This window comes from Thiothrix fructosivorans, assembly GCF_017349355.1.
In the GTDB taxonomy this organism is placed as follows: Bacteria; Pseudomonadota; Gammaproteobacteria; order Thiotrichales; family Thiotrichaceae; genus Thiothrix; species Thiothrix fructosivorans.
This window is the reverse complement of record NZ_JAFMPM010000008.1, coordinates 818,978-842,413: the sequence shown is the minus strand read 5'-3', so window position 1 is coordinate 842,413 and position 23,436 is coordinate 818,978. Positions and strand designations below refer to the sequence as shown.

The following is a 23,436-nucleotide window of genomic DNA, read 5'->3' as shown; positions in this document are numbered from 1 at the left end:
CAAGCCCCCTCCATCCCATGAACGAAACCCTGTTTTACGTCGCCGCCGCCCCCTTTGAAGCCGCCTGCCGCGTCGAAAATGCCCTAGGGCAATCCCCCCTTTCCGCCGCACACCCCGCCCGCCGCCTGCACGGACACAGCTTTCTCGCCAAAGTCCGCGCCCAAGGTGCAAGCTCCGTCGAAGCCCTACGCCAACAACTCGCCCACAGCGTTGCGCCACTCGACTACAACGACCTCAATCAATTCCTGCCGATGCCCACGGATGAAAACCTCGCCCGTTGGATACGCGCCCGCCTCGCCCTGCCCAGCGTCGCCTCAGTCGGCGTGCAAAGCACCTTGCACCAAGGCGCAGACCTCGACCTTGCCGATAACGCCCACATCTGGCGACGCTTCCGCTTTGAAGCCGCGCACCGCCTCCCCAACGTCGCCCCCGGACACCAATGCGGACGGATGCACGGTCACGGTTTCGAGGTCATCCTACACGCCAACCAAAACCTGCAAGCGCAAGACATGGGCGTAGACTTCGACCGCCTCGCCGCCGTCTGGCAACCCTTGCACGACCAATTGCACCACCACTGCCTCAACGACATCCAAGGCTTGAACAACCCCACCAGCGAAACCCTCGCCGCATGGCTGTGGGAACGCCTCAAGCCCGAACTCGACGCGCTCTCATGGGTCAGCGTCTACGAAACCGTCACCGCAGGCTGCCACTACGACGGGCAACATTACCGCATCTGGAAAGACCAACGCTTTGAAAGCGCCCTAACCCTCAACCGCGCCGACCCCGCCGACAGCGTGCGCCGCCTGCACGGACACAGCTACTTACTACGCCTGCACCTCACCGCCCCACTCGACACCGTAATGGGCTGGACAGTCGATTACGGCGACGTAAAAACGCAATTCAACCCGATCTACAAACAGCTCGACCACCACAACCTCAACGACCTAACCGGGCTAGACGAACCCGACCCCGCCAGCGTTGCACGTTGGATTCGCGCCCAAGCCGCCGCAGGCTTGCCGCAACTCGACCGCATCGACCTGTACGAAACACCGGGCTGTGGCGTGGTGCTATCATGGGGCGCACACGAACCGGGATTGCCTGTATGACCTATTCCGTCAAAGAAATTTTCTACACCCTGCAAGGCGAAGGCTTCCACGCCGGTCGCCCCGCGATCTTTTGCCGCTTCGCTGGCTGCAATCTCTGGTCAGGGGTTGAAGCCGACCGCGCCAAAGCCGTCTGCAACTTCTGCGACACCGACTTTGTAGGCGTGGATGGCATCAACGGCGGCAAATTCCGCGATCCCAAAGCACTGGTCGCGGCGATCATTCAAGAATGGTGGATCGGCGTAAAAAAAGACATGAACCGCTTCATCGTCTTCACCGGCGGCGAACCGCTGTTGCAATTGGATAAAGCCCTGATCGACGCTTTACACCAAGAAAACTTCGAGATTGCGGTAGAAACCAACGGCACCAAACCCGCCCCCGCAGGCATCGACTGGCTCTGCGTCAGCCCCAAAGCCGACAGCGAGATCGTACTAACGCATGGCAATGAACTTAAATTGGTGTACCCGCAACATCTAGCCATGCCAGAACGCTTTGCAGGGCTGGACTTCCAGCACTTCTACCTGCAAGCAATGGATGGGGCGGCACAGGCGCAGAATACCAAGGCAGCAATTACGTATTGTATGCAGCACCCGCAGTGGAAACTCAGCGTACAAACTCACAAGTTGTTGGGGATACCGTAGAATTCCCTCTCATCTCAACGCCTGCGCGTGCCATGCCATGTGTTCACCGATGAAGGTGGCGATGAAGTGGTAGCTGTGGTCGTAGCCTTCCTGCATCCGCAATGACAACGTCTGCTCAGCCTGCAAACACGCCACTTGGAACACCTCCGGCAGCAATTGCCCCTCCATCAGAAATTCATCCGCCGTGCCTTGGTCAATCAAGATCTCCGGCACACGCGCCCCTGCTTGCACCAAGCAGGTCGCATCATAGGCTTCCCACAACGCGGTAGTCTCACCCAAATACGCCGCGAAACAGCCCTTGCCCCACGCGCCATTGAGCGGATGGCAAATCGGCGCAAAGGCCGACACTGAACGGTATGCAATGGGATTTTTCAGCGCGGCAATCAACGCACCGTGCCCACCCATCGAATGCCCGCTGATGGATTTCAGCCCCGGAATCAGCGGCAAGTTTGCCTCCACCAAATGAGGCAATTCCTCCACCACATAATCGTACATGCGGAAATGCTTATCCCACGGCGGCTGAATCGCATTGACGTAGAAGCCCGCACCTTGCCCCAGATCATAATGTTCTGGTACATCCGGCACGCTATCCCCACGTGGGCTGGTATCAGGAATAATCAGCGCAATGCCATGCTCGGCGGCGTAACGTTGCGCACCCGCCTTCACCCGAAAATTATCATCGGTACAGGTCAACCCCGACAGCCAATACAGCGCAGGCACATTGCCGTGCGCAGCCTGTGGCGGCAAGTACGCCGAAAACGTCATCTCGCTCTGGCACGCCACTGAATCATGAGTGTAACGGTTGAGATAGCCGCCGAATTCTTTAACACTTTCAATCAGCTTCATACGCCATCCTTAGAAAATAATCACGGAACGGATACTTTCGCCGCTGTGCATTAAATCAAACGCACGGTTAATGTCATCCAGCGGCATGGTGTGCGTAACCATACTATCCAGCTCGATTTCGCCGCTCATATAACGCTCCACATAACCCGGCAATTCAGTGCGCCCTTTCACGCCACCGAAAGCTGACCCTTTCCAAGTACGCCCGACGACTAGATTGAACGGACGAGTGGAAATTTCCTGCCCAGCCCCTGCCACCCCGATTACGGTGGAAACGCCCCAACCCATGTGCGTGCATTCCAGCGCATCACGCATCACATGAACATTGCCGATGCACTCGAAGGAATAATCCACGCCGCCGTTGGTGATTTCCTTGATGTATTCGCTGATCGAACCGTTCACGTCTTTGGGGTTAACGAAATCGGTCGCGCCCAGTGCTTGCGCCATTGCCCACTTGCCGGGGTTAATGTCGATGGCAATAATGCGCCCGGCTTTCGCCATAACCGCGCCTTGGATGCACGACAAACCGATGCCACCCAGCCCGAATACAGCAACGGTAGAACCCGGCTCGACCTTGGCAGTATTCAGCACCGCACCAATCCCCGTGGTTACGCCACAGCCCAGCAAGCACACCTTATCCAACGGTGCGGCAGGGTTGATCTTCGCCAACGCGATTTCCGGCACAACGGTGTATTCCGAGAACGTAGAACAGCCCATGTAGTGGTAAATCGGCTGCCCTTTACAGGTAAAGCGGCGCGTATGGTCTGGCATATAGCCTGTCCACACCGTCGAAGCGATGGATTGGCACAAATTCGATTTGGTGGAATGGCAGTATTCGCATTCACCGCATTCGGGAATATACAGCGGGATAACGTGATCACCCGGTTTCAGGTTTTTCACACCGGGGCCACATTCTTCCACAATACAACCACCTTCGTGACCGAGAATGCACGGAAATGCACCTTCTGGGTCATCACCTGACAGGGTGAACGCATCGGTATGGCACACACCAGAGGCCACTACCCGCAACAAGACTTCGCCTTCACGCGGCTTTTCGACTTCGATTTCTTCAATCACCAGTGGTTTTTTTGGCTCCCACGCCACGGCTGCACGGCATTTCATACGCTCTACTCCTAAATGTATTGTTCCTCAAAAGTAGAATGAATGTTCATTTCTGTCAATTGCTATTTGTCAGGGGATTAGCTAGGCTTGTCGGTATGCCGTACTTAAAGAAGTGTCCTACCCTGCCCGAACCGATCGACTGCCGTATTCTGACTGCAGCGTTAGACTTGTTTGTCGAAAATGGCTACCACAATGTCTCCATCCACGAAGTGCAAAAGCGTGCGCAAGTCAGCATCGGCTCGATTTACAACCATTTCGGCGGCAAAGAAGGCGTGGCGCAAGCACTGTACAAACACATCCTCAATGAAATCGACGAGTTGGTGGATGCGGTCATCGCGGCATATCCAACCCCTTGGCGGCAATGCGAAGCCATTATCCAGCAGCTCTTTGGCTACACCGAAACCCACCGCAATATCATCGCCTTCGCGTTCCACGCCAAGCACACCGAATTTATTTCCGAAGACCCGCTGGCGTGCCATTCAGCGCCGTTTACCAAAATGCGTCAGATCGTGCACCAAGGCATCGACAACGGTGATTTCGTCGCGCTCGATCCGTGGGTCATTACGTCCAGCATCTTTGGCGGGGCAATCCGCATGATCCAGTTGCGACTGGATGGCGTCATCGAACGCCCCTTGCCGGAATACACCGCGCAATTGCTGCAAACTATCCGTACAGGCATTCTCCATGACTGAAGCGAATACTTTCCAGCTTCACACCACCTACCAGCCCGCTGGCGACCAACCCGAAGCGATTCGCTCGCTGGTCAATGGCTTAAACGACGGCTTGCTGCACCAAACCTTGCTGGGGGTGACAGGTTCGGGCAAAACCTTCACGATGGCGAATATCATCCAGCAAACCCAGCGCCCAGCGATTATTCTGGTGCACAATAAAACACTGGCAGCACAGCTTTATGGCGAGATGAAGGAATTTTTTCCAAACAATGCGGTGGAATACTTCGTTTCATACTTCGATTATTACCAACCGGAAGCTTATGTGCCGTCCAAAGACGTGTACATCGAAAAAGATTCCGCCATCAACGACCACATTGAACAAATGCGCCTTTCCGCCACCCGCAACCTGTTCGAACGCAAAGATGTCATTATTATCGCCACGGTTTCGTCGATTTACGGCTTGGGCGACCCCGAATCGTATCTGAAAATGCTGCTGATTCTGGTGCGCGGCGACCGCATCGACCAACGCACCCTGCTGCGCCGCCTCGCCGAAATGCAATACACCCGCAACGACATTGACCTACAACGCGGCACGTTTCGGGTACGTGGCGAAGTCATCGACATTCACCCCGCCGAATCCGACAAAGAAGCCATTCGCATCGAACTCTTCGACGACGAAATCGAAAACCTCAGCTATTTCGACCCGCTGACGGGCGAGGTGCTGCGCCGCGTGCCACGCCTCACGGTTTACCCGAAAACGCACTACGTTACCCCGCGTGAAGTGCTGCTGGCAGCTATCGACTACATCAAAGCCGAACTCAAAGAACGCCTCACCGTATTACGTGAAAACGACCGTTTGGTGGAAGCACAACGCCTCGAACAGCGCACCCAGTACGACATCGAAATGATCGTCGAAACCGGCTATTGTTCCGGCATCGAAAACTATTCACGTTACCTATCGAAACGCCCCGCCGGTGAACCGCCGCCGTGCCTGTTCGATTACTTGCCACGCAATGCCATCGTGTTCATCGACGAAGCCCACGTCACCATCCCGCAATTCGGCGGCATGTACAAAGGCGACTATTCACGCAAAAGCACGCTGGTCGATTACGGTTTCCGCCTGCCCTCGGCACTCGACAACCGCCCACTGCGCTTTGATGAATTCGAGAAACTGATTCCGCAAGCCATCCATGTTTCCGCCACCCCCGGCACATATGAGCTGGAACATTCCGACAATATCGCCGAACAGGTGGTACGTCCCACCGGACTGGTCGATCCCGAAGTCGAAGTTCGCCCCATTCTCTCGCAAGTCGATAATGTGATGTCTGAAATCAGCGAACGCGCCTTACGCAACGAACGCGTATTGGTCACGACCCTAACCAAACGCATGGCGGAAGACCTCACCGATTACTTGATGGAACACGGCATCAAGGTACGTTACCTGCATTCCGACATCGACACCGTAGAGCGCGTCGAAATCATTCGCGACTTGCGCAAAGGCGAATTCGATGCACTGATCGGGATTAACTTGCTGCGGGAAGGCTTGGATATACCGGAAGTGTCACTGGTGGCGATTCTGGATGCAGACAAGGAAGGTTTCCTGCGTTCCGAACGCTCCCTGATCCAAACCATCGGACGCGCCGCCCGCAATTCTGAAGGCAAAGCGATTCTGTATGCCGACAAAATCACCGAGTCGATGCGTAAAGCGATGAATGAAACCAGTCGACGCCGCACTAAACAGCTTGCCCACAATGAAGCACTGGGCATTACCCCGCAAACCATTCGTAAGCGCATTGCTGATGTGATGGAAGGCGCTTACGCCAATGCCACTAAGGGTAAAGGCAAAACACGAGGGGAAAAGAAAGTCGCCGAAGACGCAGCAGAATACCGCAGCTTAACGCCCGATCAGGCACTTAAGCAGATCAAAAAGTTGGAAGAAAAGATGTTCCAGCACGCCAAGAATTTGGAGTTCGAGCAAGCGGCATCAGTCCGTGATCAGATTGGACACATCCATGCCCGTGTGTTCGGCTTGGAGTGAAGCTGGAGTTGCTTTATCCTCAAATTCGATTTTCAGCGTAGTGTAGTGCTGTGCAAACATCACTTCCAGCTCATCAATCACCATGGTCGCTGACTTGCCATGAATCACATGCGCGGTCATCAGGCTGGAGGTTTCATTCAATAAACGCTCACGCGGCACCATCGGGTACGTAGCAGTCAGGCGCTTAATCGCTTTGACGACACTTTCCTGTTCGGGGCGCGGAATACTTTCTGGAGTGGGGAATTCGGTCATGGGTTCAGCGTCAAGCGTGGGTGAGCCTGCGAGGAATTCGGCAAACCGCAGTAGGGTTGCCTGATCCTGTGAACGCATGTCGCGGTATAGCTTGCGAAGACGCTTTTCTTCGGCAGAGCCGGTTGATTGTGGCATACCGGGTAACATGGGGATTTCCTGTGTAATGCTAATCATCCGAGGGTACAGCAAGATAAGCTGCACCCACTGCGGATGTTATTTCTGCTTTTTGAGGTTTTCGCAGTAGCTGCGTGCAAACTCTAGCAATTCTTCCATCGCACGGACTTTGAACTTTTGACGCTGGCGCACAAAAGAGAAGTCACGGGTCAAGGGTGGGTCAAGCGGGATAGCAACCAGTGAACCGAGTTTCAGTTCTTTGCCGATGCTGGCGCTGGAGACAATGGAAACGCCCATGCCTGCTTCAACTGCACCTTTTACCGCTTCTGGGCTACCCAGTTCCAAACAAGCGTTCATCGCGTGCTTATCCATACCCAAGGCATACAGGTAGTCGAGAACCACTTCACGTGTGCCTGAACCTTCTTCACGGCAGATGAACGGGTAATCCAGCACGTCTTTCAACTTGACGGCTGTTTTGCCTGCCAAGGCGTGTGTCGGCGGAACGATCAATACCAAATCATCTTGACGGCAGACTTCTACCAACAAGTTTTTGTTGTTGACCATGCCTTCGACAACGCCAAGATCAATCACGTTGTTTTCCACCATTGACACAATGCCTTCGGTGTTAGACACACGCAAACGCAATCTGACATCGGGGTTCTTGGAATTGAATTCACCCAACAGCGACGGCAACATGTACTCAGAAATAGTCGTGCTCGCACCGATGGTCAGTGAACCACTGATGTCATTCGTCATTTCACGAATGGCATTTTCCATTTCGCTGTATTGCTCGAAAATACGCTCGGAGTACTCGAACACGATTTTGCCCGCTTCTGTGAGGGATACACGGTTGTGTGTCCGGTCGAACAGACGAGTATCAAACTGATCTTCCAACTGACGAATCTGGAATGTGACCGCCGGTTGCGTCATGTGCAGCACTTCTGCTGCCTTGGTGAAGCTCAACAGTCGAGCCACCGCATGAAAGACCTGTAATCTTCTATCAGCCATATGATTACCTATTCTCCTATTACCAGTCCTAGCAAACCCCACAGGGAATCCATCCTTGCCATCCCTGTTCCGGTCATCCATTCCCGGATATTTACTACTGATCAACGATTAAAAAAATCTATCTAAAAACCTACCAGTTCTCACCAGAGGAATTTGTTATAGATAGCATAGAACAATTTTCACATTATGGTTAATGATATGTTCAGGTTTATGAACAAAATGATATAGAGGTATTAAGCGGCGATAAGCGGCACACTCTTCTATCGTCACCAGACTAAGCGTTTTGATCATCGCTACCGGTTGAGGCTTGCGCCACAGGTGGTTTCGGTGATCGCGGGATACGCGGGTCATCATCATCCATCAGGATGCGGTGAGCGGGGCCTTCTAAATCATCGTATTGCCCGCTTTTGACGGTATAGATGAAGGCAATCACCACCACAACCATAACACCCAGTGCAATCGGAATCAGCAGATACAAAGCTTCCATCGTGTTACATCCTGAGTAAACCGACCATTATAGACCCAAAGCGTTAATTTTTCAGACGTAATGCATTCAATACGACGACTAGCGAGCTAGCTGACATACCGATTGCTGCCATCCACGGCGCAATAATACCTGCTGCCGCTAAAGGAATTGCCAACACATTATAGGCAATTGTCCAAAGAAAGTTTTGTTTAATAATTACTTGCATACGCCGTGCCGTGCGAATCGCAAACGGCAATTGTTGAAGCTTCTCTGATAGCAACACCATGTCAGCGCTGGCTTGGGCTAATTGTGAGCCGCTGCCCATGGCAATCGACACCTGTGCACCCGCCAATACAGGCGCATCATTCACGCCGTCACCCACCATTGCTACTACCGCACCTTGCGCTTGCAACTCACGCAGATAAGCAAGTTTGTCGTCCGGTAACTGTCCACCCAGCGCGGTGGGAATCGCTAATTGCTGGGCAACCGCCGCCACCACACTGGGTGCATCACCGCTCAATAAGGTCACGTTAACACCCAAAGCTTGCAACTCGGCAACCATCTGCGCCGCTTCCGCACGTAACTGATCGGCTAAACTGATCACCGCCAACCAACCATCCTCAACCGTGCCAAGAAACACCTGTGAACGTGCATTCGGCACGGGCACACCCGCTGGCACAGCACAGCCTGTTAATTCTTGAACAAACGACTGTGTACCAATACGGTACTGCTTCTGCTGGTACACACCTTTCACACCCCGCCCAGACTCAGCGCTTAAGTCTTCAAAACGCGCAGGACTGTCACTCAAACGCATAATCGCCTGCGCCACGGGATGTTCAGAAGCAGTTTCCAAACCAGCCGCGACTTGCTGACACACCAACGCTGAAGTACTACCCAATATTTGGAAATCCACCACTTCTAAATGACCGTGTGACAACGTACCGGTTTTATCAAAAATAATGTGATTTACCCTTGCCAAGGTTTCCAGCGCATGACCTCGCGTGGTTAACACACCCTTGGATGTGAGTAAGCCTGTCGCGGCAGTCAACGCTGCGGGCGTTGCTAGAGAAAACGCACACGGGCAAGTGACCACTAACACCGACAAAGCAATCCAGAAGGCTTGCGATGGCTCATGTTGATACCACCATACAAAGACACCCACGGCGGTGAGTAGGATAATCGGTACAAAACGTGACGCAACTTTTTCCGCTAAACGCGCTAATTCGGGCTTTTCTGCCTGCGCCCGTTCGAGTAAGCGGATAATGGATGCCAACACCGTGTTGTCGCCGACCTTGTCTACGCGCATGGTTAACGGGCTTTCAATATTCAGTGTGCCACCAACCAGCGCATCACCGCGCTGTTTATGACACGGCAGGCTTTCACCTGTCAGCAACGACTCATTGGTACTGCTAACGCCCTCTATCACTACCCCATCGGCAGGCACAACCTCACCCGGTTTGATTAGGACGTGATCACCAAACTCAAGCTGGCTAACGGGTACAACTTCTTGCTCACCATTGCGTAAACGGGTGGCGGTAGCAGGCATCAGGCGCACTAATTCTTCTGCTACCTGCCCCGCTTTGTGCCGTGCCGCCATTTCCAAATAGCGCCCCGTCAGCAACAAAAAGGTGAACATGGTCACGGAGTCAAAGTAGACTTCCCCCCCACCCATCAAAGTCGCCCACACACTCGCGGAAAAAGCAATCGCGATAGCCAGCGAAACCGGCACATCCATGCCGAAACGCCCACGTCGTAAGTCACGCCATGCCGAGCTAAAAAAGACGCGTGCCGAATAGAACACAACGGGGGTGGTCATCACCAAACTGATCCAGCGCAGAAAACCGCGCATCTCGGTATCCATGTCGGAAACCGCACCGATATACATCGACACGGCAATCATCATCACCTGCATCATGCCCAAGCCCGCCACGGCAATGCGCCGCAGTGCCGCCGACTTTTCCTTTTTTTGCATGGATTCAAGACGACCGGGGTCGAAGGGATGCGCGTGATAACCGATTTCCGAGATGGCTTGCAACACCGTACTGAGCGGCAAGCGGGCGTTATCCCATTTCAGGGTAGCGCGGTGGGTGGAGTAGTTAACGCGAAATTCTAACACGCCCGCCAATTGCTTAACGTGGTGTTCATTCAGCCACACGCAAGCGGCGCAAACGATGCCTTCCAGAATCAATGAAGCTTCGCGGATATTGCCACCGGTATCGCGCACGAAGGATTTTTGCAATTCAGGCGCGTCATACACTTGTAACTGACGCAGGGCTTCCGGCACTAAATCGTCAGGCTTATCGCCAATCTCGGTGCGGAAACGGTAATAATCCGTCAGGTTATTGTCGACGATAGCTGTCGCCACTGCCTGACAACCCGTGCAACACATCTTACGGGTTTGCGCATCAATCTCAACGGGGTATAAAGCACCTGCTGGAATCGGTTGCCCACAATGGAAGCAATCGCCAGCCGCAACCTGAAAGGCAGTTTCAGTCATACACACTCACGGTTGATCACCGACCCATGTTTCGCCTTTGATTTCGTGGACTTCTTCGCCACGCTTGATCGACAACACCATCGTCCACGCACCTTGGGCAGGTAACACGACGGACTGACCATAGAAGCCGGGTTCTGCTTCCAATAACTCCAGATTCACATCCATCGCTTTATTGGAGGGGCGTAAAAACGATAATTGTACTTTGGCACTGCTGACTGGCTGCCCAGCTTTATCCGTTACATGGATACGGAACGGTGTCGGCTGACTGGGTTGCGGCTTTTCCAGCCAACCATCCGCCACTTGCCAACCGCGCTCTTTCTGCGTCCTAAGTTGGGCAATGTAGTTATTGTACAGATCGTATTTCTTTTGGTAGTCATTAGACACTGTGCCGGGGAAGGCTGAGACTACGTTTTGCGCACTTTCACGACGCGGGTCAGGCAAAAATTTGCGGATAAAATCAGAACTCGCGCCGCTGTTTGCCAAGGTAATAATGGTGGAATCGACCACCACCAAAATCATGAAAAAGCCAATAATAATGCCGGGACCCCAATGGAAGCGCCCTTTATCACCGGCTGCACCGCGTTTATTGCCAACAATAATACCGGGCAATACCGCCGCCATCGTAAAGAACGCGAAATGGATAGCGAACACATCCAAACTCGCCCAATGCAACACTGCAACCGGCACATAAACCGCTTGTACCACCAAGAAAGTCAGCAATGATGCCAACTTACCGGGGCGTTTCATCACCTTGTAAAACAAGAAAAATAGGGCAAACGACGCTAGGACGCCTACCCCTAATGTGAACGCAATATTTTGATTTTCCATGCAACCTTTAAGGAGTCATAAAGTGTGAAGGGATAATGACAGGCTCTGTCACCTTGCCTTCCAATGGGGTCAATTTAAACTGGAAGTCACGGTTCGCACCATGCTCACCCGGCTGCTTAGTATAACGGATTTTTGCTAAAACACGCATGGTCGAATCAGGTTTCAAGCTCAAATCATTGATCTGCAACTCCATCTCGGCATTCGGCAAATTCTCAATCGCCAAGCTATAGCGTGCTGCTTCCATCGTTTTATTGTTGATTTTAACCTCGTAACTGTTTTGGATACGCCCATCCGACATCGTGACGTATAACGGGCTACGAATCTGTACAGCGGTCACTTCCAGTAATTTGCTGCTCGCAATGCTCCACACCAAGTAAATGGCTGCCAGCAACGTCGCTAAACCGTAACCTACAGTACGCAGCTTGAGGATTTTGGTCTTTTTACCCTCTAAACCATGCTCAGAGGTATAACGCACCAGACCGCGCTTCCAGCCTTGCTTATCCATAATGCCATCGCACGCATCAATACACAGGGCGCAGTGGATACAACCGATTTGCAGACCTTCACGAATGTCGATACCCGTTGGGCAAACTTGCACACACAAACCGCAATCCACGCAATCGCCGTGACCTTGTGCTTGGCGGGTAGCTTGATCGCGTAATTCTTTAATCGGTTTGACACGTCCTGTTTTGCCTTCGCCACGGTTCATGTCATACGACACGATCATAGTATCTTGGTCAAACATAACGCTTTGGAAACGGGAATAAGGACACATATGTAAGCACACGTATTCTTTTGCCCAACCGGCGGTCAAGTAGGTCGTCGTCATCAGGATAATGACCGTGCCATACAGCGCTGATGGCGCATTACCGGTAAAGAACTGACCTGTCAGCGTAAACGCATCGCCCCAGTACAGCGCAAAGCTCAAGCCCGTCCACATCGCCAAGAACAACCACAAGCCATGCGTCAAACCGACTTTACGGATTTTCTCCATATTCCACGGCTGTTTATCCAATCGCAACCGCGCTACGCGATCACCCTGTATAAACCGTTCGATCAAACGAAATGCATCCGTCCACAAGGTTTGGAAACAAAAATAGCCGCAGAAGACCCGCCCAAACAGCGTCGTGACAAAGAACAATAACACCGCCGCCAAGAACAATAATGCCGTTAACCAGAAAATATCTTGTGCGTGCATGACCAGATCAAACATGTAATAGCGCCGCCCCGGAATATCAAACAGGATAGCCTGATCAGGGCCGACCGCGCGTTCCCAGCGTATCCACGGTAGCAAGAAAAATACCGCGTAAGCTAAGACTAAAATGCCCGTTTTGATGTTACGAAAACGCCCTTCTACCGAACGCGGTTGAAGGGAAGATTTAGGCTGAATAACGTGTTCAGTACTCATTGTTGCAATATCCAATCGTTGGCTGTGCCGGACGGGCAAAAAAACTGCATCATACGCTACCGCTCACGCTTTACATTGCGCAGAATCAAGTTGATGCAGTATTTCACTGATTTCTCACAGATACTCGGCATTACCCATGTAGCCACGCAAGGCAGTTGGGATGCGAATACGCCCATCCGCTTCCTGATAATTTTCCAGCACCGCGACTAACGTGCGCCCAACCGCCAACCCCGAACCATTCAAGGTATGCAGCAATTCAGGCTTGCCGGTTTCTGGGTTACGGTAACGTGCCATCATGCGGCGTGCTTGGAAATCCCCAAAGCATGAGCAAGACGAAATCTCACGGTATTTTTGCTGACCGGGCAACCACACTTCAATATCGTAGGTTTTCGCTGAGGAAAAGCCAGTATCACCTGCACACAAGACGATCACGCGGTACGGCAAGCCGAGTTTTTGCAGAATCGCTTCAGCGTGTCCGGTGAGGGTTTCGAGCGCTGCCCACGATTCTTCAGGGCGCACCAATTGCACCATTTCGACTTTTTCAAACTGGTGTTGGCGAATTAGCCCACGCGTATCCTTGCCGTAAGATCCCGCTTCGGAACGGAAACAGGGCGTGTGGCACGCGTATTTCACGGGCAATTCCGCCGCATCCACGATGGTGTCACGCGCCAGATTGGTGACAGGCACTTCAGCGGTAGGAATCAGGTAGTAACCTTGCTCGCCTTCCAGCTTGAAGAGGTCTTCGGCAAACTTGGGCAATTGCCCTGTGCCGCGCAGGCTATCCGCATTCACCATGTAGGGTACGTAGGCTTCGGTATAGCCGTGTTCTTGGGTGTGTGTATCGAGCATGAACTGGATCAGGGCGCGGTGCATCCGTGCCATTGCGCCGCGCATCACCACGAAGCGTGAGCCGGTGAGTTTTGCGCCCGCATCAAAATCCATCCAACCGTTGGGCAAACCGAGGTCTACGTGGTCTTTTGGTATGAAATCCATTGCGGTGGGTTCACCCCAGCGGCGGATTTCGACGTTGGCATTTTCATCTTTACCATCCGGCACGGACGCATCCAGCAGGTTAGGAATACCCATCACGATAGCATCGAGTTCGCTTTGCAAACGCGCCAGCTCTTGCTCTTTGGTTTTAAGCGTATCGCCCATATTCGCCACTTCTGCCAGCAATGGCGCAATGTCTTCGCCTTTTGCTTTGGCTTGACCGATGGTTTTGGAACGCGAGTTACGCTCATTTTGCAGATTTTGGGTTTCAATTTGCAGGGATTTGCGACGTTCTTCCACGCTGCGGATGGTGTCGACATCTAGCTTGAAACCGCGCCGTGCCAATTGTGCGGCTGTTTCTTCTAGTTCTGTTCTTAGGCGTTTTGGGTCTAGCATAACTCTTGTTCCGTGAGGGCATTCAGAAAGGCGCTATCTTAACCCAGATTACCATTCGACACACAACACTTGACAGAGGTGCAGACCATCATCATCGGTCATCGGATAAGAGGTATCCGCCTATCAGATACATCCCAATTCCCCAAAAATCCAGCTAAAATTCAGTTTTTGTTGGAAATACGCTACATTAGCCCCTCGTTACAACAAGGTCAGCCCATTCGTGAACACTGCCACAGACCCCAAACGTCAGTTGCTCCGGCAACTCAACGACATTTTACCGCCCGAAGCGATTCTCACGGCGAAGGAAGATTTGCACCCCTACGAGTGTGATGGTCTGACCGCGTACCGTCATTTGCCGCTGGCGGTGGTGCTGCCAACCACCACCGAACAAGTGCAACTGATCATGAAAACCTGTTCGCGCCTGAAAATTCCCGTGGTCGCACGCGGTGCAGGCACAGGCTTATCCGGCGGCGCACTCCCCCACGCAGATGGCATCGTGTTAAGCCTTGCCCGTTTCAAGCAAATCCTCGCCATCGACACCGCCAACCTGCACGCACGCGTCCAGCCCGGTGTACGCAATCTCGCGATTAGCCAAGCGGTCGATCACCTCGGCTTGTTTTACGCCCCCGACCCTTCCTCACAAATTGCCTGCTCGATTGGCGGCAATGTCGCGGAAAATTCCGGCGGGGTGCATTGCCTCAAGTACGGCTTAACCGTCCACAATATCCTCGAAATCAAAGTCGTCACCATCGAGGGCGAATTGCTTACCATCGGCAATGACCGCCAAGACACCCCCGGCTACGACCTGCTCGCCCTCATGACCGGCTCAGAAGGCATGTTAGGCATCGTGGTTGAAGTGATGGTGAAACTCACCGTCAAACCTGAAACCGTGCAAGTATTAATGGCAGACTTTGCCGCCATCAAAGACGCAGGCGATGCGGTAGCCGCCATTATCAGCCGAGGCATTATTCCCGCTGGCTTGGAAATGATGGATAAACCCGCGATTCGCGCCGCCGAAGACTTCATCCACGCAGGCTACCCGCTCGACGCTAACGCCATCTTGCTGTGCGAACTCGATGGCACGGAAGACGCAGTGAGCGACCAAGTAAGCCGCGTCAGCGCCATCCTCAAAGCCCACCACGCAGGCACGATTCACATTGCCAAAACCGCTACCGAACGCGCACGGCTATGGGCAGGACGCAAATCCGCCTTCCCCGCCGTAGGGCGCATTTCCCCCGACTATTACTGCATGGATGGCACGATCCCGCGCAAGCACCTCGCGCATGTCCTGCAAAAAATTAACGATTTCTCGCAAATCTACGGGCTAGGTGTTGCCAACGTCTTCCATGCGGGGGATGGCAACCTGCATCCGCTCATCCTTTACGATGCCAATCGCCCCGGCGAACTCGAAAAAGCCGAACGTTTCGGTGCTGATATTCTGGCGTTATGTGTTAAAGTCGGTGGTTCTATCACGGGTGAACACGGCGTTGGGCATGAAAAGCTGGACTCGATGTGTGTGCAATTTGGCGAAGCAGAACTCGAAGTCTTCCATGCCGTCAAACGCGCGTTCGACCCTGACGAATTATTAAACCCCGGAAAAGCTGTTCCTACCTTGCACCGTTGTGCAGAACTGGGTGCAATGCACGTCCATCACGGACAGCTTTCCCATCCTGAACTGCCAAGATTTTGATTCGGGCCTGACATGATCGCAGATAACGATATAACCTCGACATTGCAAGCACAGGTCGCCGCAGCCCTTGCGGCGCAGCAACCCTTAGCCATTATCGGTGGCGGTAGCAAAGCCTTTTACGGCAATGAAACCAGCGGCACAGCCCTCAACGTGTCGCCGCATACCGGCGTGATTAGCTACGAACCCTCGGAATTGTGCATCACCGCCCGCGCAGGCACGCCACTGCAAGACATCGAAGCCCTACTTGCCGCCAACGGACAAATGCTGGCGTTTGAACCGCCCTGCTTCAGCCCCGCCTCCACCATTGGCGGCGTAGTCGCAGCCGGTTTATCGGGTCCTGCTCGCCCGTGGGCAGGCTCGGTACGTGACCATGTATTAGGTGTCAAACTGATCACGGGCTACGGCAAAGTCGCCAACTTTGGTGGGCAAGTCATGAAAAACGTCGCGGGTTACGATATTTCGCGCCTGATCACTGGCTCCATGGGCACACTCGGCGTGATACTGGAAGTATCGTTGAAAGTCATGCCACGCCCGGTTACCGAACTCACTTTGACCCTCGACATGCCCAGTCAGGAAGCGTTTGAACTCACCACCACCATGCGGCGATCCACCTTCCCGTTGAGTGCTACCTGCTATTTTGACGGCTGTTTGTACCTACGCCTCAGCGGTGTTCCTAGCCACGTTTTTGCCTCGCACCGCAAAATCGGCGGCGAACCGCTCAATAATGCTGACCAGTTTTGGCAAGCGTTGCGCAACCAGACGCACGAATTTTTCCAGCAATACGACCGCCCTCTCTGGCGTTTATCCTTCCCCCCTGCGACTAGCGTAATTAGCCGTCTGGAAGGCAATTCACTGGTCGAATGGGGTGGCTCGCAACGTTGGGTCTACACCAATATTCCGGTCAATCTGATCCGCAATATTGCGCACAAAGGCGACGGTCACGCCACGGTATATCGCGGCAGCTTGCCAGGGGTTAACCCGTTCCACCCGTTAACCGATAATATGCGCAACGTGCAACAACGCCTCAAACAAGCGATGGATCCCCACGGCATTTTCAACCTCAGCCGCATGTACAAGGATTGGTAATGCAAACCCAGATACTCACCGCCTTGCGGCAAACGCCAGAAGGTAAAGTTGCCGAAGACATTTTGCGACGCTGTGTGCATTGCGGCTTTTGCAACGCCACCTGCCCCACCTATCAGTTGTTAGGCGATGAAAATGAGGGGCCACGCGGGCGTATCTACCTCATCAAACAATTGATGGAAGGGCATCTGGAAAACACGCCCGACAGCGGGCGCAAAACCTTGCAACACCTTGACCGCTGCCTGCTGTGCCGTGCTTGTGAAACCACCTGCCCCTCCGGTGTGGAATACGGTAAGTTACTCGACATCGGGCGCAATCTCGCCGAACAACACGCAGGGCGCGAGCGTGCCGATAACACCTTGCGTAAACGCCTGCGCACTTACTTGCCCAATAGCAGCACGTTTGGCTTGGGTCTGAAACTGGGGCGCACCTTCAAACCGCTGTTACCCGAAACATTGGCGAATAAAATCACTGAACCACGCCCCGCCGGAACATGGCCGAAAGCACGTCATAACCGCTGGATTTTGGTGCTGGATGGCTGCGTACAACCCGCTCTGTCCCCCGACATCAACGCTGCCACGGCGCGAGTCCTCGATAAACTCGGTATCAGCCTTGTTGCCGCACCCAAAGCAGGCTGTTGCGGTGCAGTCAGCCAACACCTAGGTGCGCCAGACGATGCGCTCGACTACATGCGCCGCAATATTGATGCGTGGTGGCCTTACCTATACCGCAAAGAAGGCGCAATCGAAGCCATTGTCACCACCGCCAGCGGTTGCGGTGTGATGGTAAAAGAATACGCGCATCACTTGCGTCATGACCCCGAATACGCCATTAAAGCCGAACGCATAGCCAACCTGTGCAAAGACATTAGTGAGATTATTATCAAAGAAAACTACCAGCAACTCGCCCCCACGAGCGCGACGCGTGTAGCATGGCATCCGCCCTGCACGCTGCAACACGGACAGAAAATCCGAGGTGTGGTAGAAAATATCCTCACGGATTGCGGCTACGTGCTCCTTCCCGTCGCGGATGAACACCTGTGCTGCGGCTCAGCGGGAACGTATTCGATCTTACAACCCGAACTTGCCCAGCAATTACGCCGTAACAAATTGGCAAACCTGACCGCGCAAACACCAGAAATGATTGTTACCGCGAATATCGGTTGCCAAACGCATTTGCAGGAAGGCAGCAGTTTGCCCGTTATGCACTGGATTCATTTGCTTGATCGTACCAGCGCATGAAACTGGCTCAGTGTCGGTGAAATGATGCCTTACTAAACAGAGGCATCATTGGAAAAGGGAAGCCCCGTGCAATGCGGGGCTTTTTATTGCCCGCTGGATGCGTTCGAGAGGAAAAACGTTGCCAACGCTAAATCGGCAGGGCGGGTAATTTTAATATTGCGAGCATCACCTTCAACTAGCAACGGGTGCAAACCCGCGTGTTCTAAAGCGGACGCTTCATCCGTCACTCCCAAACCGCGCTGCAACGCATCCGCCAAGGCTGCACGCAACACACCAAGCGCTGCCATTTGCGGCGTGAGGGCGTGCCACAAACCGTTACGCTCTTCGGTGTGGGAAATCCGCAAGCCATGCGTTTGAGCACGTTTCATGGTATCGCGCACGGGTACTGCCAAAATTGCCCCCGCCGCTTCTGACGCACCAGCCGCCAACAAAGCATCCAAATCGTGACGGCTCAAGCACGGGCGAGCCGCATCATGCACCAAAACGTGCGTATCCGCTGTCACCTGCAAGGTATTCACCAAGTAATCCAGCGCATTTAGCACCGAATCAGCACGTTCACACCCACCGGGAGCGGTATGGATAGTACCTTGCTCACTGAGCGCAATCGACGTGAGTTCTGCCCAATACGGGTCGCCATCGGTAATCGCCACCACGATCCCTGCCACAGCGGGATGTTCCGCAAAACACGCCAACGTATGTTCTATCACGGTTTTACCCACCAGCGGCAAGTATTGCTTAGGGCGATCCGCTTGCATTCGCGCCCCGACTCCGGCAGCGGGAATCACTACCCACACCTTATTCAACATGCGGGGCTGCCTTGACTTGTGGCACGGGTGCGGTGGCTTCAGGGTCGGTGCGTAGAATCACCTGATAATAGGTTTCGCCGTCACGCACCATGCCCAACTCGCTACGGGCGTGCTCTTCCACGGCTTCATCGTCTTTGGATAAGCCTACCACGTCCATTTGCAGCAAGCGTTTGACTTCGGCTTGTTCATCGTTAGCTTTGTTTTGTTGCTCAATTTGCTGTTCTAAGCGCCCGATGTCGGGGTAACTCCCCGCACCTACCCACAAGCGCACAAACAGCACAAAAGCCAATAAACCGAGAACTGAAAATAATAGGCGTGTTACATTCATAATCATGGTATTTCAGAAATAAATATGGCGGGACAAAGCCCGCCATAGGAGGATAGCAGATTTAAACCGAAAGGTTAGCCCAACTGTTTAAATGCTGATTTGCCTGCATACACGCCCTTGCTACCGAGCTGTTCGGCAATGCGCAGCAACTGGTTGTACTTGGCAATACGGTCAGAGCGCGACAGTGAGCCGGTCTTGATCTGGCAAGCATTCGTAGCTACCGCCAAGTCTGCAATGGTGGAATCTTCCGTTTCACCCGAACGGTGTGACATGACGGTAGTGTAACCCGCTTTGTGCGCCATGCTGATCGCTTCCAAGGTTTCCGTCAGCGTACCAATCTGGTTAACTTTGATCAGAATAGAGTTCGCGATACCTTTGTCGATACCTTCTTGCAAGATTTTGGTATTGGTCACGAACAAATCATCGCCGACGATCTGGACACGCTTGCCCAACACATTGGTGAAATGCGCCCAGCCAGCCCAATCGCCTTCCGCCATCGCATCCTCAATGCTTAGAATCGGGTATTGATTAACCCAGTTTTCGAGATAAGCGGTGAACTCTTCCGCGCTAAATTGCTTACCTTCGGATTCCAGATCGTATTTGCCGTTTTTGTAGAATTCGGAGCTGGCAACGTCCAAACCCAGCCAAATGTCTTGACCGACTTTGAAACCCGCTTTGTCAATCGCCTCCAGAATGACTTCAATCGCTTGTTCGTTGGAAGACAAATCAGGCGCAAAACCACCTTCGTCGCCCACTGCCGTATTCAAACCACGCTTTTTCAGCACGGATTTCAGGCTATGAAACACTTCTGCACCGTAACGAATCGCTTCAGCCATGGTTGGTGCGGTGACGGGCAGGATCATGAATTCCTGCATGTCCACGCTATTGTCAGCGTGTGCGCCACCGTTGATGATGTTCATCATGGGCACGGGCAGCTTGTAGGAATCCGCTTTGCCGAGGTATTGGTACAGTGGCAAGCCTTGGTCGTTAGCCGCTGCATGAGCGGTAGCCATAGAGACTGCCAGCAGCGCATTTGCACCCAAACGGGCTTTGTTTTCCGTGCCATCCAGCGCGATCATGGCGCGGTCGATACCGCCTTGATCGGTGACATCCATGCCTGCAATGGCTTTGGCAATTTCGCCGTTCACGTTGGCAACCGCCGTTTGGACACCCTTGCCCAAATAACGTGCACCACCGTCACGCAGTTCAATTGCTTCACGCGAACCTGTCGATGCACCGGATGGCACAGCCGCGCGACCCATCACGCCATTGCTGAGGATAACATCCGCTTCAACGGTAGGATTACCGCGTGAGTCAATGATTTCACGCGCCCGTACTGACTTAATTTCAGACATGTTGTTTTCCCAATAAATTTACAAAGTATTTTCTAGCAATTTCTGTGCCTTGATGACGCGATCCAACTCGACCAGCGTGATCAATAATTCTTCCATGCGATCCATCGGCCATGAATTCGGGCCATCGCTCAGGGCATTGGCGGGGTCAGGGTGCGATTCCATGAATAGCCCAGCAATGCCGACCGCCACCGCCGCACGCGCTAAAACGGGGACGTGTTCACGCTGCCCGCCAGATACATTGCCCTGCCCACCGGGTAATTGCACCGAATGCGTGGCATCAAACACGACCGGGCATTGCGTATCACGCATAATCGCCAAGCTGCGCATATCCGACACGAGGTTGTTGTAGCCAAAGCTGTAACCACGTTCGCACACCATAATCTGCTGGTTGCCCGTAGCACGAGCTTTTTCGACCACGTTGCCCATATCCCACGGTGCAAGGAACTGCCCTTTTTTGATGTTCACCGGCTTACCAGTACGCGCCACCATTTGGATGAAATTGGTCTGGCGGCACAAGAACGCAGGCGTTTGCAACACATCCACTACGCTGGCGACTTCATCCATCGGCGTATCTTCGTGCACATCGGTGAGCACAGGTACACCAATCTCGGTTTTGACGCGCTCCAAAATCCGCAAACCGGCTTCCAAGCCCACACCGCGTGCGCTGTTGTGCGACGAACGGTTGGCTTTGTCAAACGACGACTTGTAGATGAAGGGAATGCCCAAACGGGTGGTCATGTCCTTCAGCTTACTAGCGGTCTCCAGTGCCAGTTTTTCGGTTTCAATCGCGCAAGGGCCGGAAATCAGGAAAAACGGCTGATCCAGCCCTACGTCAAATCCGCACAGTTTCATGATCGTTTGCTGCTCGTTTTGGTTTCATGGTAACGGCGTGCCGCGCTGACAAAACCACTAAACAGCGGATGCCCTTGGCGTGGACGCGAGGTGAATTCCGGGTGGAACTGGCAAGCCAAGAACCACGGATGATCCTTCAACTCGACCATTTCGATCAGATTACCGTCGATGGACGTGCCGGACAAGACCAGCCCATGCTTTGCCAGCGTCTCGCGGTAATGGTTGTTGAATTCGTAACGGTGGCGATGGCGTTCCACGATTTGCGCCGCGCCGTAAGTGGTGCGAGCCAATGATCCTTCTTGCAACACGCACGCTTGCCCGCCAAGGCGCATCGTGCCGCCCAGATCAGAATCGTGGGAGCGCTTTTCAATCGTGCCGTCTTCGGCTTGCCATTCGGTAATCAAACCGATGACGGGATGTGGCGAATCGGGCGCGAATTCGGTGCTGTGTGCACCAGCCAAGCCTGCGCAATGGCGTGAGAATTCGATCACCGCGACCTGCATCCCCAAGCAAATGCCGAGGTACGGGATTTTGTTTTCACGCGCATACTGGGCTGCACGGATTTTGCCTTCGACACCGCGATTACCAAAACCGCCGGGGACGAGAATCGCATCGACTTTGCCCAAGACTTCAAAGGCTTGTTCGTCGTCGGATTCGAGGCGTTCGGAATCGAGGTAGTGAATCTTGACCTTGGTATGCGTTTGGATGCCCGCGTGGGTCAGCGCTTCGTTCAGGGATTTGTAGGATTCGGTCAAATCGACGTATTTGCCGACCATTGCCACGGTAATTTCCGCTTCGGGGAATTCCATTGAGCTGACCACATTTTTCCAGTCGGAAAGGTCAGCCTCTGGCAAATTGGTTAGCCCAAATTTTTCGGCAACGATGCGATCCAATTTTTGCGCGTGCAGCCACAGGGGGATTTTGTAGATATTGTCCAAATCTACCGCAGAAATGACAGCGCGTTCTTCCACATTGGTGAACAGGGCAATCTTTTTGCGCTCGTTTTCGGGGAACGGGCGTTCGCTACGGCACAGCAGAATATCGGGCTGGATGCCGATGGAGCGCAGTTCCTTCACCGAGTGCTGGGTGGGCTTGGTTTTTAACTCGCCAGCCGCCGCAACATAAGGCAACAGCGTTAGGTGGATGAACAAGGCATTACTTCTGCCCTCTTCCACACCCATTTGGCGAATGGCTTCCATGAACGGCATGGCTTCGATGTCACCGACCGTGCCGCCGATTTCGACCATCGCAATGTCGGCATCACCCGCGCCAGCACGTACACAACGTTTAATTTCGTCGGTAATGTGCGGAATCACTTGCACGGTTGCGCCGAGGTATTCGCCGCGCCGTTCCTTGCTGATAACGGTTTGGTAAATGCGCCCGGTGGTGAAGTTATTGAGCTTGCTGGCTTTGAAGCCGACAAAACGCTCGTAATGCCCAAGGTCGAGGTCGGTTTCTGCGCCATCTTCGGTGACGAAGACTTCGCCGTGTTGAAACGGACTCATCGTGCCGGGGTCAACGTTGATGTAGGGGTCAAGTTTCAACATCGTGACTTTTAAGCCACGCGCTTCGAGGATTGCACCTAATGATGCAGCAGCAATGCCTTTTCCGAGTGAGGAAACCACGCCGCCTGTAATGAAGATGTATCGAGCCATAGGAGGAAATACGCATCCGTGTGAGTCACAATTATGCGGGCGCATCCTA

General features: G+C 53.5%; 21 protein-coding genes. 7 read left to right on the top strand and 14 right to left on the bottom strand.

The window, feature by feature from the left end:
- Positions 1-17 precede the first annotated feature (17 nt).
- Together J1836_RS18380 and queE are read left to right on the top strand one after the other, a co-directional pair.
- Complete coding sequence (locus J1836_RS18380) at positions 18-1,106, top strand: 6-carboxytetrahydropterin synthase (RefSeq protein ID WP_207252554.1); 1,089 nt, start codon at positions 18-20, stop codon at positions 1,104-1,106.
- Positions 1,103-1,744, top strand: a complete 642-nt coding sequence (gene queE / locus J1836_RS18375; protein WP_207252553.1) for a 7-carboxy-7-deazaguanine synthase — start codon at positions 1,103-1,105, stop codon at positions 1,742-1,744. Before J1836_RS18380 ends, queE begins: the two co-directional genes overlap by 4 nt.
- 9 nt (positions 1,745-1,753) lie before the next feature.
- Here the strand turns inward: queE and fghA are convergent, their stop codons facing one another.
- Together fghA and J1836_RS18365 are read right to left on the bottom strand one after the other, a co-directional pair.
- The gene (fghA, locus tag J1836_RS18370; RefSeq protein ID WP_207252552.1) at positions 1,754-2,590 is read right to left on the bottom strand and encodes an S-formylglutathione hydrolase; all 837 of its coding nucleotides are present in this window, start codon (positions 2,588-2,590) and stop codon (positions 1,754-1,756) included.
- Positions 2,591-2,599: 9 nt separating this feature from the next.
- A complete protein-coding gene (locus J1836_RS18365; RefSeq protein WP_207252551.1) occupies positions 2,600-3,709 on the bottom strand; it encodes an S-(hydroxymethyl)glutathione dehydrogenase/class III alcohol dehydrogenase in 1,110 nt (369 codons plus the stop codon).
- Between the two features lie 95 nt (positions 3,710-3,804).
- On the opposite strand from J1836_RS18365, the gene J1836_RS18360 reads away from it, so the two are divergent.
- Together J1836_RS18360 and uvrB are read left to right on the top strand one after the other, a co-directional pair.
- Positions 3,805-4,401 carry a TetR/AcrR family transcriptional regulator gene (locus J1836_RS18360; protein ID WP_207252550.1) on the top strand — a complete coding sequence of 199 codons (597 nt, stop codon included), beginning with the start codon at positions 3,805-3,807 and terminating at the stop codon, positions 4,399-4,401.
- Positions 4,394-6,418, top strand: coding sequence for an excinuclease ABC subunit UvrB (gene uvrB / locus J1836_RS18355; protein ID WP_207252549.1), 2,025 nt, complete (start codon positions 4,394-4,396; stop codon positions 6,416-6,418). Before J1836_RS18360 ends, uvrB begins: the two co-directional genes overlap by 8 nt.
- On the opposite strand, the gene J1836_RS18350 is transcribed toward uvrB, so the two are convergent.
- The 7 genes from J1836_RS18350 to serS all read right to left on the bottom strand — a co-directional run bounded on the left by J1836_RS18350 (position 6,365) and on the right by serS (position 14,377).
- A complete protein-coding gene (locus J1836_RS18350; protein ID WP_242632915.1) occupies positions 6,365-6,844 on the bottom strand; it encodes a hypothetical protein in 480 nt (159 codons plus the stop codon). The genes uvrB and J1836_RS18350 overlap by 54 nt on opposite strands.
- A gap of 39 nt (positions 6,845-6,883) precedes the next feature.
- On the bottom strand, positions 6,884-7,792 hold the full coding sequence (locus tag J1836_RS18345; protein ID WP_207252548.1) for a selenium metabolism-associated LysR family transcriptional regulator: 909 nt from the start codon (positions 7,790-7,792) through the stop codon (positions 6,884-6,886).
- A 274-nt stretch (positions 7,793-8,066) separates the two neighbouring features.
- Entirely contained in the window at positions 8,067-8,279 is a 213-nt protein-coding gene (ccoS, locus tag J1836_RS18340) for a cbb3-type cytochrome oxidase assembly protein CcoS (protein ID WP_207252547.1), read from the bottom strand.
- A 43-nt stretch (positions 8,280-8,322) separates the two neighbouring features.
- Positions 8,323-10,755 (bottom strand): heavy metal translocating P-type ATPase, encoded by a 2,433-nt coding sequence (locus J1836_RS18335; protein ID WP_207252546.1) that lies wholly within the window; start codon positions 10,753-10,755, stop codon positions 8,323-8,325.
- Positions 10,756-10,761: 6 nt separating this feature from the next.
- Positions 10,762-11,583 carry a FixH family protein gene (locus tag J1836_RS18330; protein WP_207252545.1) on the bottom strand — a complete coding sequence of 274 codons (822 nt, stop codon included), beginning with the start codon at positions 11,581-11,583 and terminating at the stop codon, positions 10,762-10,764.
- Between the two features lie 7 nt (positions 11,584-11,590).
- Entirely contained in the window at positions 11,591-12,991 is a 1,401-nt protein-coding gene (gene ccoG / locus J1836_RS18325) for a cytochrome c oxidase accessory protein CcoG (RefSeq protein WP_207252544.1), read from the bottom strand.
- Between the two features lie 114 nt (positions 12,992-13,105).
- Positions 13,106-14,377 (bottom strand): serine--tRNA ligase, encoded by a 1,272-nt coding sequence (gene serS, locus J1836_RS18320; RefSeq protein WP_207252543.1) that lies wholly within the window; start codon positions 14,375-14,377, stop codon positions 13,106-13,108.
- Positions 14,378-14,597: 220 nt separating this feature from the next.
- On the opposite strand from serS, the gene J1836_RS18315 reads away from it, so the two are divergent.
- Genes J1836_RS18315 through glcF form a run of 3 tightly spaced genes read left to right on the top strand, consistent with a single transcriptional unit; the run spans position 14,598 to position 18,391 of the window.
- On the top strand, positions 14,598-16,067 hold the full coding sequence (locus J1836_RS18315) for an FAD-linked oxidase C-terminal domain-containing protein (RefSeq protein ID WP_207252542.1): 1,470 nt from the start codon (positions 14,598-14,600) through the stop codon (positions 16,065-16,067).
- Positions 16,068-16,079: 12 nt separating this feature from the next.
- Positions 16,080-17,153 (top strand): glycolate oxidase subunit GlcE, encoded by a 1,074-nt coding sequence (gene glcE / locus J1836_RS18310; RefSeq protein WP_207252541.1) that lies wholly within the window; start codon positions 16,080-16,082, stop codon positions 17,151-17,153.
- On the top strand, positions 17,153-18,391 hold the full coding sequence (gene glcF / locus J1836_RS18305; protein WP_207252540.1) for a glycolate oxidase subunit GlcF: 1,239 nt from the start codon (positions 17,153-17,155) through the stop codon (positions 18,389-18,391). Before glcE ends, glcF begins: the two co-directional genes overlap by 1 nt.
- Before the next feature lie 83 nt (positions 18,392-18,474).
- Here glcF and ispD read toward each other — a convergent pair whose 3' ends face one another.
- From ispD to pyrG, 5 genes are all read right to left on the bottom strand, one after another.
- Positions 18,475-19,197 (bottom strand): 2-C-methyl-D-erythritol 4-phosphate cytidylyltransferase, encoded by a 723-nt coding sequence (ispD, locus tag J1836_RS18300; protein ID WP_207252539.1) that lies wholly within the window; start codon positions 19,195-19,197, stop codon positions 18,475-18,477.
- Positions 19,187-19,531 carry an FtsB family cell division protein gene (locus J1836_RS18295; RefSeq protein WP_242632914.1) on the bottom strand — a complete coding sequence of 115 codons (345 nt, stop codon included), beginning with the start codon at positions 19,529-19,531 and terminating at the stop codon, positions 19,187-19,189. The genes ispD and J1836_RS18295 overlap by 11 nt, the downstream gene beginning before the upstream one ends.
- Before the next feature lie 68 nt (positions 19,532-19,599).
- Positions 19,600-20,880, bottom strand: coding sequence for a phosphopyruvate hydratase (gene eno, locus J1836_RS18290; protein ID WP_207252538.1), 1,281 nt, complete (start codon positions 20,878-20,880; stop codon positions 19,600-19,602).
- Positions 20,881-20,898: 18 nt separating this feature from the next.
- Entirely contained in the window at positions 20,899-21,732 is an 834-nt protein-coding gene (gene kdsA / locus J1836_RS18285; protein WP_207252537.1) for a 3-deoxy-8-phosphooctulonate synthase, read from the bottom strand.
- Complete coding sequence (gene pyrG, locus J1836_RS18280) at positions 21,729-23,387, bottom strand: CTP synthase (RefSeq protein ID WP_207252536.1); 1,659 nt, start codon at positions 23,385-23,387, stop codon at positions 21,729-21,731. The genes kdsA and pyrG overlap by 4 nt, the downstream gene beginning before the upstream one ends.
- Between the last annotated feature and the right edge of the window lie 49 nt (positions 23,388-23,436).